General features: G+C 63.7%; 11 protein-coding genes. 6 read left to right on the top strand and 5 right to left on the bottom strand.

The window, feature by feature from the left end; all coding sequences use genetic code 11:
* Positions 1–19: 19 nt before the first annotated feature.
* The 4 genes from ACMUVN_RS26685 to ACMUVN_RS26670 all read right to left on the bottom strand — a co-directional run bounded on the left by ACMUVN_RS26685 (position 20) and on the right by ACMUVN_RS26670 (position 6,044).
* Positions 20–3,796 carry a peptidoglycan-binding protein gene (locus ACMUVN_RS26685; RefSeq protein ID WP_414815675.1) on the bottom strand — a complete coding sequence of 1,259 codons (3,777 nt, stop codon included), beginning with the start codon at positions 3,794–3,796 and terminating at the stop codon, positions 20–22.
* Positions 3,797–4,126: 330 nt separating this feature from the next.
* Positions 4,127–4,492, bottom strand: coding sequence for a VOC family protein (locus ACMUVN_RS26680; protein WP_063473923.1), 366 nt, complete (start codon positions 4,490–4,492; stop codon positions 4,127–4,129).
* Between the two features lie 93 nt (positions 4,493–4,585).
* Positions 4,586–5,287 carry an SDR family NAD(P)-dependent oxidoreductase gene (locus ACMUVN_RS26675; RefSeq protein ID WP_097594919.1) on the bottom strand — a complete coding sequence of 234 codons (702 nt, stop codon included), beginning with the start codon at positions 5,285–5,287 and terminating at the stop codon, positions 4,586–4,588.
* Positions 5,288–5,360: 73 nt separating this feature from the next.
* Positions 5,361–6,044: a DNA-3-methyladenine glycosylase I gene (locus tag ACMUVN_RS26670; protein WP_097544981.1), complete on the bottom strand. Its 684-nt coding sequence runs from the start codon at positions 6,042–6,044 to the stop codon at positions 5,361–5,363.
* Positions 6,045–6,296: 252 nt separating this feature from the next.
* Between ACMUVN_RS26670 and ACMUVN_RS26665 the strand changes: the two genes are divergently transcribed.
* The 4 genes from ACMUVN_RS26665 to ACMUVN_RS26650 all read left to right on the top strand — a co-directional run bounded on the left by ACMUVN_RS26665 (position 6,297) and on the right by ACMUVN_RS26650 (position 12,280).
* On the top strand, positions 6,297–8,093 hold the full coding sequence (locus ACMUVN_RS26665; RefSeq protein ID WP_028756808.1) for an acyl-CoA dehydrogenase C-terminal domain-containing protein: 1,797 nt from the start codon (positions 6,297–6,299) through the stop codon (positions 8,091–8,093).
* A 212-nt stretch (positions 8,094–8,305) separates the two neighbouring features.
* The gene (locus ACMUVN_RS26660) at positions 8,306–9,514 is read left to right on the top strand and encodes an acetyl-CoA C-acetyltransferase (RefSeq protein ID WP_028756809.1); all 1,209 of its coding nucleotides are present in this window, start codon (positions 8,306–8,308) and stop codon (positions 9,512–9,514) included.
* A gap of 66 nt (positions 9,515–9,580) precedes the next feature.
* On the top strand, positions 9,581–11,797 hold the full coding sequence (locus ACMUVN_RS26655; protein WP_414815674.1) for a 3-hydroxyacyl-CoA dehydrogenase NAD-binding domain-containing protein: 2,217 nt from the start codon (positions 9,581–9,583) through the stop codon (positions 11,795–11,797).
* 273 nt (positions 11,798–12,070) lie between these two features.
* Positions 12,071–12,280, top strand: a complete 210-nt coding sequence (locus ACMUVN_RS26650; protein ID WP_003545273.1) for a cold-shock protein — start codon at positions 12,071–12,073, stop codon at positions 12,278–12,280.
* 249 nt (positions 12,281–12,529) lie between these two features.
* Here the strand turns inward: ACMUVN_RS26650 and ACMUVN_RS26645 are convergent, their stop codons facing one another.
* Positions 12,530–13,030, bottom strand: coding sequence for a MarR family winged helix-turn-helix transcriptional regulator (locus ACMUVN_RS26645; protein WP_028756811.1), 501 nt, complete (start codon positions 13,028–13,030; stop codon positions 12,530–12,532).
* Positions 13,031–13,088: 58 nt separating this feature from the next.
* Between ACMUVN_RS26645 and ACMUVN_RS26640 the strand changes: the two genes are divergently transcribed.
* Both ACMUVN_RS26640 and ACMUVN_RS26635 read left to right on the top strand, forming a co-directional pair.
* Entirely contained in the window at positions 13,089–13,493 is a 405-nt protein-coding gene (locus ACMUVN_RS26640; protein ID WP_028756812.1) for a GFA family protein, read from the top strand.
* Positions 13,494–13,611: 118 nt separating this feature from the next.
* Positions 13,612–14,055: a nuclear transport factor 2 family protein gene (locus tag ACMUVN_RS26635; RefSeq protein ID WP_028756813.1), complete on the top strand. Its 444-nt coding sequence runs from the start codon at positions 13,612–13,614 to the stop codon at positions 14,053–14,055.
* Positions 14,056–14,064: the final 9 nt, after the last annotated feature.

Raw genomic sequence — 14,064 nt, 5'->3', positions numbered from 1 at the left:
CCTTGTCGATGCGACGCGCTTAGATTGCCTTGCTGCCCTGCTTGTTGCGTTCGAGCAGCGCCTTCACGGTTGCGTCGGTCACCTTGCCGTCCGGCTCCTGGCCGACCGACTTCTGGAAGTTCTTGATCGCGGTCACGGTCTTCGCGCCCATTTCGCCGTCCGGCGCGCCGGCGTCGAAGCCGTTATTGTTGAGGATCGCCTGGATGTTGCGGATCGCCTTCTTCATGTCGACGGTCGCCGTCTTGGCGCCGGTGCCGGCCCATTCGTCGGGGATGTCGATGGCGTTGGTGCGGTGGTCGAGCGGCTCCGGCTTCCACAGATCGGCCTTGGCGCGCGCCCGTTCGAGCTGATCGGGCTTCATGGCGTTGGCCACTTCGTCGCGCTTCTGCGCCGCATCCTTGTCGCCGGCCTTGGCGGCAATCGCAAACCACTTGTAGGATTCTTCGAGATCCGCCGGCACCCCGTTGCCCCTGGCGCAGAGGATCGCCAGGTTGAACTGGCTGTCGGTGATGCCGAGATTCGCAGCCTTGGTGAACCACGAGGCTGCCGTCGCATAATCCTGCTGGCCGAGTGCGCCGGAGGCGTAGAGGACGGCGAGATTGTGCATGGCGCTGGCATTGCCCTGGTTTGCCGCCTGCTCGTAGAAGCCCTTCGCCTTAGCGATGTCGCGCTCGACGCCGTTGCCCTTCTCGTACATGCTGCCGAGCCGATACTCAGCAGGCGCAAAGCCCTTGTCGGCCGAAAGCTGATACCAGCTTGCCGCCTGCTTCTGATCGACCGTCATGCCGTTGCGGCCGTCCGAATAACGCGCGCCGATCTCGAACAGCGCCAGCGCATCGCCGCCGCTTGCCGCATCGGCCAGCGATTTCGGCTGGACGGTGTCGGGAATGGTGATGGCGGCCTGCGGTGCAGGTGCGGGAACGAAGCCCGATGTCTCCTGTGCGGCGCCGGATGGAGCAGGGGGGGCAAACGTCGCAGCCCCTTCGCCGTCGAGCGGTGCTGCGTCGGTCAGATGCTCGCCGGCAACCGGCGGGGCTGCTTCCGGCTGCGCCTGTTCGCCAGCCGGAGGCGTAGCCTCCGCTGCCGGCGCGGTCGTTCCGATGGCTGCGGCGTCCGGCTGGGCGGGGATCGCTTCCGGCACAGCAGGCGACGGGTTTTCCGTAGCCCCGCTCAGCGCCGAAACTTCGGCTGGCGCCTGCGGTGCGCTCTCGCCGCTCGTCAGCGTCCGGGCAAGCGGAAAGGCCATGATGGCGAGCAGCACCGCGCCGACCGCCAGCAGGATCGGCCGCCGGTAGCGCGAAAAGGCGCTGGTCTTGCCCGTCTTGTCAGACGTCTTGCCAGCCTTGCCGGCGGTCGCGCCTTTCTTCTCGGGCTTGACGGCGGCCTGCTTCGGATTGGCGTCCACCTCCATCGCGGCCGCCTGCGCCGCACGGCGGGCGGCGGCGATATAATCGGCCCGGTCGGTTTCGCCGGCAGGTTTGCCGCGCGCCGCACTCTGGCTGGCGCGAACCCGTTCCAGGATCTTCTTCACGTCAGGTGTGCCCGAGCCCGGCTCGAGCAGTTCGTTTGCCGCATCCGTCGGCACCACGTCGGCGGGGTCGATCGACGGCGCGGGGTCGATCATCGGGCGTTCGCTCGCCCGGCTCTCGGTTTTCTTGGCCGGCAGCAGCCGCTTGCCGAGGCTGGCGAGCAGGCTGACCTTTGACGGCGCCGGAGCCGCTGCCGGAGCCTCCGTCGTCCGGGTCGCGGCTTCGATGGCGATCACGCTCGTTCCGCTCATGGCGCTGGTTTGAGCCGGGGCGGCAGGTTCGGCTGCGACCTCGGCCGTACGGATCACCGGAGAGGCCTTCAGCGTTGCGGCTGTCTCCGCCGCCCTGTTCATCTCCGCTTCGGCCACCATCAGCGCGTAGGGATCGACATCGAAATCGACCTCGGCCACCGGCATCTGGGCGAGCGGCCGCCCGCGCTCTTCCATGCCGTCGAGGCGGTCGGCGATATGGACCAGCGTCTCGTGCAAAGCCTTGAAAGTCTTGTGCGTGCGCTCCTCGCTGTCGCGGCTGAGATCTTCGAGGTGGCGCAGATCTTCGGCAAGTGCCGTCAGCGCCGACATGTCGGCGGGTGCCACGGCGCCCTGCGGGCCGCCATGGCGCGAATAGGCTTCGACGACGGCTTCGGCCGCCTGGCGTGCGGCTTCGATGATATATTCGTCGCTCGTCGCCATATAGTCTTCGATCGCGCCCATGCGACGGTCGAATTCGGCAGGCATCGCAGCGCTTTCGCGCGGCTCGCTCATCAGCGCCGAAAGATGGGCGATCTGGTCTTCTAGGTTCTTCAGCGCCCGCGGATCGGTCGGCGCTGCGGATGTGCTCTCTTCCAGCCGGGCGGCGATGTCGCTCAGTCGTCCTTCGAGGCGCCGGAAGGCGCCGTCGTCGACCGCAGCGGCCGGCACCGGCACTTGCTGCTGATGCGCCATCTCGTCGATACGCCGGGCGAGATAGTCGAGCCGCTGCGCCAGCACATCGTTGACGGCGCCGTTCTCAAGCGCGTCGATCTTGCGGGAAATGTCCGACAGCGTGCCGGTGAGGTCGGGCTGGGGCGCAGCCTTCTGCGTGCGCTCCAGCAGATAGGAAAGATGTTCCAGCCGTTCGTCGAGCCGCGACGTCGCTTCCGCATTCGCCAACTCCTCGACGCGTCCGGTCAGCGCCTCCAGCCGCATCGCCAACTCGTCGGCCGGCGTTGCACGGCTGGCCGCATCATGGCTCATCAGGTCGATCTGATCGGCGAGCGCCGAAAGCCGGTTTTCCAGCCGCTGCATCAGCGCCGGATCATTCGCGGCAGCCGCGCGTCCGCTGGCCGCGATCGCCCGGCTGATCTCGTCGAGCCGCATGTCCATGGCGGCGAACTGTTCGGACATGACCCGGTCGTGCGGCTGGATCATGTTGCCGAAATGCTCCATCGCCGTGGCGATGGAGATGAGCTTGTCTTCCAGCGCCCGCACGGCCGGGCTTTCGCCCATGCCGCCGATGTGGCGCTTGATGTCGTCGAGGCGGTAGGCCAGCGAAACCAGCTCTTCCTGCAGCCCCTCGGTATCGAGTGCCGCAAGCCGGCTCTCGACGCCGTCCCAGCGGTTTTCCATATGGCGCAGCGAATCCTCGCGCGCCAGCCCGTCCATCAGCGAGCGCAGCTCCTCGAAATCCTCGCGCAGGCCGGCGGCCTCCGGGCCGCTCGAGCGGCCGGTCAGCTGGGTGATGCTCTGGGCAAGGCGGCCCATATCGGCGCGCATGTCGTCGGCGAAACGGCTGTCCCCGGCATTTTCCTTGATCTCGCGCAGCTCGGCGCGCAGCGTATTCATCTCGCGGGTGACACCCTCGGAAATGTCGCGCTTCAGGTCCTGCCGCAGATTGACGAGCGCCTGGGCGATCTCCGTCATCGTGTCGTCACCGGCGCGGAAGGCGGGCGCCGGCACTGGGGCGGCGGCGCGCGGCGCCGGTTCACGTGAGAGCGGGGCCTGCTCGCGCGTGTAGGGCCGCTCGCGGCCGGCTTCGAGGGCGCGCTGGCGCTGGCGGATTTCGGCGAGCGGATCCGGCCGCGGCTCGGGCGGGGCCTTTGCGGGCCGGGGAGCATAGGAGCCGGCATAGGGATCGCGCTCGGGCGTTGCCGTGCGCGGCCGCTGTTCGCGCCCGGTGCTGCCCATCAGCCCCTCGATGCGCGCCTCCAGCCCTTCGATCGTGCGGTTCAGCGCATCGAGCGAGGTCCTGTCGGACTGTCGGGAAGGATTTGATCGCGATCCGTTCATCTTCTTGCTCGCTTCGACTGCTCGACCTCTCGTCAGAGCTCGATCTTTGGCTTTTCCGTCTGCTGCCCGCGCCTTTGCGCGAACCGGAGCGCACCATTCACAAGAAGTTAGTCAATTAGACTTTCCTCAAGCTGAACGATGTAGCGGCATCCTTAAGGAACGCGAGACTGGGGCAAGGAATGCGGATCGCTACTGCTCAATCCGCACCTTTCACGAAACGTGGTAAACAAGCCGTTAATGTCGCTGAGAATTTTTTAACGTTTGCGGCCCAAACGCCGTTTTTGACGGCAATTGCCGTTCAATTCGTCAGATCGGATGGCGCCGCCACGATCAGGCCGGACGCGGATATTGCAGCTCGATCTTCACGCCCTCGGGGCCGTAGACGAAGACCTGACCGAGATCGGTGTCGGGAATATCGTAATATTCGTAGCGATAGCCGCTCGCCTTGATGCGTTCCAGCGCCGGCCCGAATTCGTAAAGGCTGAAGGCGACATGGTTGAAGATGCCGGGCGGAAAATCGGTGCTGCGCGATGTCAGGCTGAGATGGATGACCGGGCGTTCGTCCAGATAGAGCCAATGGCCGGGCGAGGCGAAGGGCGGCCGATAGCCTTCCCTGACACCGAGCAAGGTTTCGAGAAAACTGATCATGACAGGCGCATCGCGGGTTTCGATGGTGACGTGGTCCAGGCGCGGCATCGGTTTCCTCCCAGCCAGCTCAGAGGACGAAACATAGTGCGTTTGATGCCGCCGCGAAAGTTGCCTTCTCCGGCGGCGGCGCGCTGATCTAGCTCAGAAGCTCTCCGTCCACGGCCGGACTTCCACCTCCAGCGACCACGCGCTGCGGTGCTGGCGAAGCACGTCGACATAGGTCTGGGCGATCGCCTCCGGCAGCAGCGTGCCGTCGGGCTTCTCCGCCCGATCCGGCCGGATCTGCGAGCGCACTGCGCCGTCGATGACGAAATGCGCGACATGGATGCCCATCGGCCCCAGTTCGCGGGCAGCACTCTGGGCAAGGCCGCGCAGCGCGAACTTGCCCATCGCGAAGGGCGCCGATTGCGCAAAGCCCTTCACGCTTGCCGAGGCGCCGGTGATGAGGATGGCGCCGCGGCCGCGCGGGATCATCCGCTGTGCTGCCTGCTGCACCACCAGGAAACCGCCGAAAGCGGTGGTCGCGATCGCCTTCTCGACTTCGGCGGGATCGAGTTCGGCGAGCGGCCCGCGCAGGCGGGCGCTGGCATTGAAAATCACCACGTCAGGCCCGCCGATGGCGGCGGCAGCCTCTTCGAACAGGGCTGCGACGCTCGCCGGCTGCGAGACGTCGGCGCTAAAGGCGCTGGCGCGGGTCTCCTCGATGAGCCCTTGCAGCTTTTCGATATTGCGGGCCGCGAGCCCGACCTTGACGCCCTGCGCCGACAATTGCCGGGCGAGCGAGGCGCTGATGCCGGAGCCCGCGCCGACGATGAGGGCACTCTCATAGGGAAAATCGGTCATGATGTCGTCCTCGATGGATCGTCGCAATCACGTAGGAAGTTCGAACGGCCGGCGCCACCGCTCGACCGGAATTTCAGTGCGCCGAATCGATCGAATAGGCGCTGATGCGTGAGAGATGGATGAGGGAAAGACCGGTTTCCCCGGCCCAGTCGTTGAAGGTCTGCTGGATCAGTTGCTGGTCCTTCTTCGTCGTGCCGGAGGAGGAGAGCGGCACCCCGGCCGATCGGAGGCAGGTGAGCACATCCATCGTTCCGATGAAGCTGTCGCGGCCGATGCCACGCAGGAAATATTGTCCGGTCATGCCGCCGAGCCGGCTGCCGCGTTTGCTCAAGAGGTCGAGAAGGCCGATCTGGTCATCCCGTGGCCAGTCGGCGAAGAAGACGCCGGCGCTGCCATATTCCTTCGCCAACGCCCTGACGAAGGCGGCATTGGCGCGAACCGACATGATCTTGGCGCCGTTGCGGATGATCCGCTCATCCGAGGTCAGGGCATGCCAATAATCGTCGGGTGCGATATTCAGCGTCGCCGGATCGAAACCGGAAAATGCCGCCTCGAAACCCGGCCACTTCGCATCGATCACCTTCTGGACGAAACCGCTGTAGAAGACCCGCCGGGTCATATCCGCCAGGATGCGATCGTCGGGCATGGCGCGCAGCCGCTCGTGATCCGGCCGGTGATTCTGCAGCAGGGCCTGCAACGCGGCCGCTCCGCCCTTTCGTTCCTCGGCACGCTGCCTTATCGCCTCGAAACTGATCATGCAGCCCTCCTGAAGCATTGCCCGATTGCGGCTTGAACGACGCCTCCGCTTATACGCCTTTCCCAGATGGACAAGGAAGATGAGATGGCGTCTCCTCCGCGCACGTCATGGCCCACGGATTCGTGCTCGTGAATTTTTTCACGAAAAGACGGCCAAGGTGCAAAATTTGACGTTTACGCAAACGTCAATATTTTGTAAGACAGTGCCCGAGGCCGGGGCGATCCGGTCAGCCGAATGGGAGGAATTCGAGAGATGCCAGTCTACAAGGCCCCGGTGAACGATACGCTCTTCGTCCTGAACGACGTGCTGGGCCTCGAACGCTACAACAATCTGCCGGGTTTTGCCGACGCGACCCCCGATATGATCGAGGCGATCCTCGGCGAGGCCGGAAGGGTTGCCGAGGAAGCGCTCTTCCCGCTGAATTATTCCGGCGATCAGGAAGGCTGCACGCGCCACGACGATGCCAGCGTCTCGACGCCGAAGGGTTTCAAGGAGGCCTATAAAGCCTATCGCGAGGGCGGCTGGATCGGCCTTGCGGTGCCGGAGGAATTCGGCGGGCAGGGACTTCCCTATACGCTGCATACCGCCGTCGGCGAATATACCTCCGCCGCCAACATGTCGTTGATGATGTATCCCGGCCTGACGCAGGGCGCGATCGCCGCGATCCTCGTCCACGGCAGCGACGAGCAGAAGGCCACCTATCTGCCGAAGATGGTGGACGGCTCCTGGTCCGGCACCATGAACCTCACCGAGCCGCATTGCGGCACCGATCTCGGCATGCTGCGCACCAAGGCGGTGCCGCAGGCTGACGGCAGCTACAAAATATCCGGCCAGAAAATCTTCATCTCTGCCGGCGAGCACGACCTGACCGACAATATCGTCCATCTGGTGCTGGCCCGCATCGAGGGTGCGCCGGAGGGTACCAAGGGCATCTCGCTCTTCATCGTTCCGAAATTCCTCGTCGGCAAGGACGGCGCGCCGGGCGCCCGCAACGCCGTCTCCTGCGGCGCGATCGAGCACAAGATGGGCATTCACGCCAACGCCACCTGCGTGATGAATTACGACGAGGCGACCGGCTTCCTGATCGGCGCCGAAAACCGCGGCCTCAACGCCATGTTCGTGATGATGAACGAGGCCCGCCTGATGGTCGGCCTGCAGGGCATAGCCATTTCCGAGATCGCCTATCAGAATGCCGCCAGCTACGCCCGCGACCGCATCCAGGGCCGCTCGCTGTCCGGCCCCAAGGCGCCGGATAAGAAGGCCGACCCGATCATCGTCCATCCGGATATTCGCCGGACGCTGATGACCATCCGCGCCTTCAACGAGGCCGGCCGCGCCTTTCTGCTCTGGACGGCGCTGAAGTCCGATATCGCCCACCGCGCCACCGATGAGAAGGAGCGCCAGACGGCCGACGATATTCTCGGCCTCGTCACCCCGATCCTCAAGGGCGTGATGACCGACAAGGGCTTCGACCATGCCGTCATGGCCCAGCAGGTTTTCGGCGGCCACGGCTATATCGAAGAACACGGCATGAGCCAGTATGTGCGCGATGCCCGCATCGCCATGATCTATGAAGGCGCCAACGGCATCCAGGCGCTCGATCTCGTCGGCCGCAAGCTCGCCTTGAACGGCGGCCGCGCCGCCATGGCCCTCTTCAAGGAGATCGGCGATTTCTGCGAGGAAAACCGCAGCAACGAAAAGCTCTCCTTCTTCACCAAGCATCTGAAGAAGGGCTTGAACGACGTCCAGGGCGCGACCATGTGGTTCATGCAGAACGCCATGGCCAAGCCCGACAATGCCGGCGCCGGCTCGACCGACTACATGCACCTCTTCGGCCTGGTCGTTCTCGGCTATATGTGGGCGAAGATGGCGAAAGCCGCCGAGGATGGCCTTGCATCGGGCGATGCCGCCCGCGAGGATTTCCTGAAGAACAAGCTGGTCACCGCCCGTTTCTTCATGGAACGCCTGATGCCGGAAACCGCCCTTCGCAAGGCCCGCATCGAAGCCGGCGCCGACACGATGATGGAACTGGCCGCCGAAGCGTTTTAAGACGAATTCCCTCTTCTCCCCAGCGGGGAGAAGATGCCCGGTAGGGCAGATGAGGGGGTGAGCGACAAAGGAGCGAGCAGCCGCGCGCAAGCAAGCTCGAGTTTGTCGCTCTGGCCCTCACATCCGACCTCTTCGAGGCTACCTTCTTCCGCCGGGGAGAAGAGAAAAGACACGAATTCACCGGCGCCGCCGCGCCGTCAGGGAGATGAGATATGACCGAGGTTTTCATTTACGACCACGTGCGTACGCCGCGCGGCCGCGGCAAGAAGGACGGCGCCCTGCATGAGGTGCCATCCGTCCGCCTCGCGGCAAAGACGCTGGAAGCAATCCGCGACCGCAACGGGCTTGATACATCGACGGTCGACGACATCATCATGGGCTGCGTCGATCCGGTCATGGATGCCGGCGCCGTCATCCCCAAGGCCGCCGCCTTCGAAGCCGGTTATTCCACCAAGGCGCCCGGCATGCAGATCTCCCGCTTCTGCGCTTCCGGCCTCGATGCCGTCAATTTCGGTGCCGGCAAGATCGCCCAAGGGGCCGACGACATCGTCATCGCCGGCGGCGTCGAAAGCATGTCGCGCGTCGGCCTCGGCATGTCCGGCGGCGCCTGGTTCATGGACCCTTCGGTGAATTTCCCGGCCTATTTCATGCCGCAGGGCGTCTCGGCCGATCTCATCGCCACCAAATACGGTTTCAACAGGACCGATGTCGACGCCTATGCGGTCGAGAGCCAGAAGCGCGCCGCCCATGCCTGGGAAAAGGGCTGGTTCGACAAGTCGGTCGTTCCGGTCAAGGACCAGAACGGACTGACGATCCTTGATAAGGACGAGCACATGCGCCCCGGCACCGACATGCAGGCGCTCGCCTCGCTCAATCCATCCTTCCAGATGCCCGGCGAGATGGGCGGCTTCGAGGCCGTCGGCATCCAGGCCCATCCGGAGATCGAGCGCATCAATTATGTCCATCATGCCGGCAATTCCTCCGGCATCGTCGATGGCGCCGGCGTCGTGCTGCTCGGCTCCAAGGCCGGCGGCCAGAGCATGGGGATCAAGCCGCGCGCCCGCATCAAGGCTTTCGCCAATATCGGCTCCGATCCGGCCCTGATGCTGACCGGACCCGTCGACGTCACCGAGAAGCTGCTGAAGCGGACAGGCATGAGCCTTGCCGACATCGACCTCTTCGAACTGAACGAGGCCTTCGCCGCCGTGGTGCTGCGCTACATGCAGGCCTTCGAGATCGATCACGACAAGATCAACGTCAATGGCGGAGCCATCGCCATGGGCCATCCGCTCGGCGCCACCGGCGCAATGATCCTCGGCACCGTGCTGGACGAACTCGAGCGCCGCGACCTCAACACCGCGCTGGTGACGCTCTGCATCGGCGCCGGCATGGGCACGGCAACTGTCATCGAACGCGTTTGATGGGATAGCCCTCTCCACAAGGGGAGGGCTCCACGGCAAAAGAATTCAGGGAGAGGAATGCCCAAGATGAGCACCTACACCAATTTCACGCTCGAAACCGACGCCGACGGCATCGCTCTCGTCACCTGGGACATGCCCGGCAAATCGATGAACGTGTTCACCGCCGAGGTGATGGCCGAACTCGACGCCATCATCGACGCCACGACCGCCGATGCCGCCGTCAAGGGTGTCGTCTTCACCTCCGGCAAATCCTCCTTCTCCGGCGGTGCTGACCTCTCGATGATCAAGTCGATGTTCAGTTCCTATCAGGAAGAGAAGGCAAAGAGCCCGGAGACGGCGGTGCAGAACCTCTTCGGCCTGGTCGGCCGCATGAGCGGCCTGTTCCGCAAGCTCGAAACATCGGGCAAGCCCTGGGTGTCCGCCATCAACGGCACCTGCATGGGCGGCGCCTTTGAATTGTCGCTCGCTTGCCACGGCCGCGTTGCCTCCGATGCCAAGAGCGTCAAGATCGCGCTGCCCGAAGTGAAGGTCGGCATCTTCCCCGGCGCCGGCGGCACCCAGCGTGTGCCGCGGTTGGCGAACGCCCAGGATGCGCTGCAGATGATGACGACGGGCCAGTCGCTGACCGGCTCCCGCGCCAAGGCGATGAACCTCGTGCATCAGGTGGTCGAGCCGGATCAGCTTATCCCCGCCGCCAAGCAGATGATCAAGGATGGCCTGAAGCCGGTCGCCCCCTGGGACGAGAAGGGCTTCAAGGCGCCCGGCGGCGGCATCTGGACGCCGGCCTCCGCCCAGCTCTGGCCGGCGGCGCCGGCGATCCTGCGCCGGGAAACATCGGGCAATTATCCGGCAGCGCTTGCCATCCTGAAATGCGTCTATGAAGGCCTGCAGGTGCCGTTCGACACCGGCCTGAAGATCGAGCAGCGTTATTTCACCGAGGTGCTGCAGACCCGCGAAGCCTTCTCGATGATCCGTTCGCTGTTCATCTCCATGCAGGAGCTCGGCAAGGGCGCCCGCCGCCCGGCAGGCATCCCGAAGACCGAGCTGAAACATGTCGGCGTCGTCGGCGCCGGCTTCATGGGCGCCTCGATCGCTTACGTCACTGCCGCCGCCGGTATTCCCGTGACGCTGATCGACCGCGACATCGAAGCGGCGACCAAGGGCAAGACCGTCTCCGAAGGCCTGGTCAAGGATTCTGTCGGTAAGGGACGTCTTACGCAAGACGAGGCAGCCGCACTGCTCTCCCGCATCACGCCGTCGGCCGATTATGCCGACCTCGCCAATGCAGATCTCGTCATCGAGGCGGTGTTCGAGGATCGCGAAGTGAAAAAAGCCGTCATCGAGGCCGTGGAAGCCGTGCTGCCGGAGGGCGCGATTTTCGCCTCCAATACCTCGACCCTGCCGATCTCGGGTCTTGCGAAGAATTCGAAACGGCCTACCGATTTCATCGGCATCCACTTCTTCTCGCCTGTCGAAAAGATGATGCTGACGGAGGTCATCCTCGGAAGCGAAACCGGCGACAAGGCGCTGGCCGTTGCTTTGGATTATGTCGCCGCCATCAAGAAGACGCCGATCGTCGTCAACGACACCCGCGGCTTCTTCGTCAATCGCTGCGTGCTGCGCTACATGTCGGAAAGCTACGACATGCTGATCGAGGGCGTGCCGCCTGTGATGATCGAAAACGCCGCCAAGATGGCCGCCATGCCGGTCGGTCCCTTGGCGCTGAACGACGAGGTCGCCATCGACCTCTCGCTGAAGATCCTCAAGGCGACGGTCGCCGATCTCGGTGAAAGGGCCATCGACCCCAGGCATATGGACCTCATCTCCCGCATGGTGGAGAAGGAGGGCCGTTTCGGCCGCAAGAATTCCAAGGGCTTTTACGACTATCCGCCGAAGCCGGCGAAGAAGTCGCTCTGGCCTGATCTCAAGACGCTCTACCCGCAGAAGCCGGCGGATGAAGTTGATGTCAACGTCCTGAAGCAGCGCTTCCTCGTCACCATCGCGCTGGAAGCCGCCCGCACCGTCGAGGAAGGCATCGTCACCGATCCGCGCGAGGCGGATGTCGGTTCGATCCTCGGCTTCGGCTTCGCGCCCTATACCGGCGGGGCGCTGAGCTATATCGACGGCATGGGTGCCAAGACCTTCGTGGAGCTGGCCGAAAAGTTAGCTGGTGCTTACGGAAATCACTTCCAACCGACGCCGCTGTTGAAGGACATGGCCGCCAAGGGCGAGACCTTCTACGGGCGATTCGATCCCTATGCGAAGGTCGGGCAAGCCGCGTAAGCCGTCCTTTCCCCTTGTGCCGCGGCGCCCGCTCTGGCCTGCCGCGGCACAACGTTAGAGAACGCTTGACCCGCTGAACTCGACTTTTCCTTGTTGCGGCCTTGCCACGGACACAATTCCCGATTAAACGTTCACGCATCGATCTTGCTAGATGAACTTTGAAACGGCGCTAGCGTCGTTCCTGGCGAACTTCCTCCAAAATCGGTTTTCATCGCCGCTTGGGCATCTGTCCGGGCTGCATTCTTCTATGAACGATTCGAAAAGGATATCGTCATGAGCACTGGTACCGTAAAGTGGTTCAACGCAACCAAGGGCTTCGGCTTCATTCAGCCGGATGACGGCGCAGCCGACGTTTTCGTCCACATCTCCGCCGTTGAACGCGCTGGCATGCGTGATCTCAAGGATGGCCAGAAGCTGTCTTACGAGCTCGTCCGCGACAACAAGTCCGGCAAGATGTCGGCAGACCGCCTCCAGGCGGCCTGAGCCTTTAAGGCTTTGAATATCATCTCCGGATCGTGACCACGGATGTACTGGCACGGTTCGTTGAGATAGCAGGGAAGGTCGGGTTAGCCCGGCCTTTTTTTGTTTGTGGCTGGGGGATGCTGTACCCTTTCCCAAGAAATACATCCGCGACACCCCCTCTGCGGCCACAGCACGACCTCAAAGAATCTTTCGCGCCACCAACTGAATTCGCCGCCAGCGACAACAAGCCTCGCAAGGCAGCTAAACCACTCAACCTCCACCCGTCTCACCACCTTCCAGCAGCTCCATCACCCGCGCCATCACCGCCCGCGCCGCATCGAGCTCGGCTGCCGTAAACGCGGCACCCAGCCCGTCCGCCCATCCGGCCTGCGCGATCTCGATGACGCCGAGCCGTGCGGCCCCTTCCGCCGTCAGTCGCACCAGTTTGGCGCGCTGGTGCTGCGGGTTGTCGGCATAGGCGATCAGCCCTTCGCCCTCCAGCACATCGGCAAGCCGTTGCACGCCCTGGCGGGCGAGGCCGAGGGCGCGGGCGATCTGCGCCACCGACATGTCGCCGCGCCGCGCTGCGGCCAGCACCTGCCAACGTGCGCTGGTTTGTCCCGCCGGCTTTGCCAGCTGGTCGCCGGCCGCCGTCAGATGGCCGGCGAGGCGAAGGGCGGTGATCGCGAAAGCGGAAAAGGCATCCCCTTCCATCGTTCGCTCCGGTCGATTTTGTTTGACAACATGTTGTCTATTTTGTATCTCATCCATAGTGACAACATATTGTCATATTGGAATGGCAAAGGCAACGCCGAGGGAGGAGAGCGCCATGAAGAAAACCTACAGAGGAAGCTGCCATTGCGGCAAAGTGCACTACGAGGTGGACATCGACCTTGAGGAAGGCACCGGCCGCTGCAATTGCTCGATCTGCACCAAGCGCCGCTATTGGGGCGCCAACGTCAAGCCGGAGGATTTCCGGCTGATGTGCGATCCGGTGGAAACGACCGATTACCAGTTCAACACCATGAGCGGTCATCACCGCTTCTGCCGCACCTGCGGTGTGTCAGCTTTTGGCGACGGTTATGTCGAAGCGATCGGCGGCGCCTATGTCTCGATCAACATCGCCTGCCTCGACGATGTCACCCCTGAGGAACTGGCAGCACTGCCGGTCCGTTATTACGACGGCAGGCACGATGCCTGGTGGAACGAACCTGAAGTGACGCGTTATCTCTGAAGCAATTCCAGCAAGACTGCGCAGCAGTTTTGCCGGAGTTGCGCAAACCGAGAACCATCTCTGTCGGATCGTCGTCCTCCCCTTCGTCCTCTGTCCATAACGGAGAAGGAGAACTGATGTGAAAGACGAAGCGAGTGCCAGGATCGAGGAAGAGGCGATCATCGCCATGCTGATGATGCGCGCCAAGGCGCTGGGCGAAAAGAATGCCAAGGACGCGCTTTCTTACGAGGTGGAGGATTCCGTCGAGTTTTCGCTGGCGCCGCCGCTTGCCTATTACGGCCAGGACGAGGCGGGTCTGCAGGCCTGGTTCGATACCTGGGAAGGCCCGATCGGCGGCGAGGTGCGCGATGCCAAGCTGACGGCCGGCGAAGATGTCGCTTTCTGGAGCGGCCTCATGCGCATGACGGGAACCAAGACCGATGGCGCTGAAGTCGATCTCTGGTTTCGCCAGACGCTGGGCCTCGTCAAGCGGGATGGCCGCTGGCTGGTCGCCCACCAGCACGCCTCGGTGCCGTTCGCCATGGATGGCAGCGGCCGGGCGCTGCTCGATCTCAAGCCCTGAACTGCGTCC

The sequence above is a fragment of the Rhizobium sp. IY2 genome (assembly GCF_047532935.1).
Lineage (GTDB): Bacteria > Pseudomonadota > Alphaproteobacteria > Rhizobiales > Rhizobiaceae > Rhizobium > Rhizobium anhuiense.
This window is presented reverse-complemented; position numbering and strand designations above follow the sequence as displayed.

Coding starts and splice junctions, on each gene's coding strand:
- ACMUVN_RS26685 (WP_414815675.1), bottom strand. CDS start 3,796: ATGAACGGATCGCGATCAAATCCTTCCCGACAGTCCGACAGGACCTCG.
- ACMUVN_RS26680 (WP_063473923.1), bottom strand. CDS start 4,492: ATGCCGCGCCTGGACCACGTCACCATCGAAACCCGCGATGCGCCTGTC.
- ACMUVN_RS26675 (WP_097594919.1), bottom strand. CDS start 5,287: ATGACCGATTTTCCCTATGAGAGTGCCCTCATCGTCGGCGCGGGCTCC.
- ACMUVN_RS26670 (WP_097544981.1), bottom strand. CDS start 6,044: ATGATCAGTTTCGAGGCGATAAGGCAGCGTGCCGAGGAACGAAAGGGC.
- ACMUVN_RS26665 (WP_028756808.1), top strand. CDS start 6,297: ATGCCAGTCTACAAGGCCCCGGTGAACGATACGCTCTTCGTCCTGAAC.
- ACMUVN_RS26660 (WP_028756809.1), top strand. CDS start 8,306: ATGACCGAGGTTTTCATTTACGACCACGTGCGTACGCCGCGCGGCCGC.
- ACMUVN_RS26655 (WP_414815674.1), top strand. CDS start 9,581: ATGAGCACCTACACCAATTTCACGCTCGAAACCGACGCCGACGGCATC.
- ACMUVN_RS26650 (WP_003545273.1), top strand. CDS start 12,071: ATGAGCACTGGTACCGTAAAGTGGTTCAACGCAACCAAGGGCTTCGGC.
- ACMUVN_RS26645 (WP_028756811.1), bottom strand. CDS start 13,030: ATGGATGAGATACAAAATAGACAACATGTTGTCAAACAAAATCGACCG.
- ACMUVN_RS26640 (WP_028756812.1), top strand. CDS start 13,089: ATGAAGAAAACCTACAGAGGAAGCTGCCATTGCGGCAAAGTGCACTAC.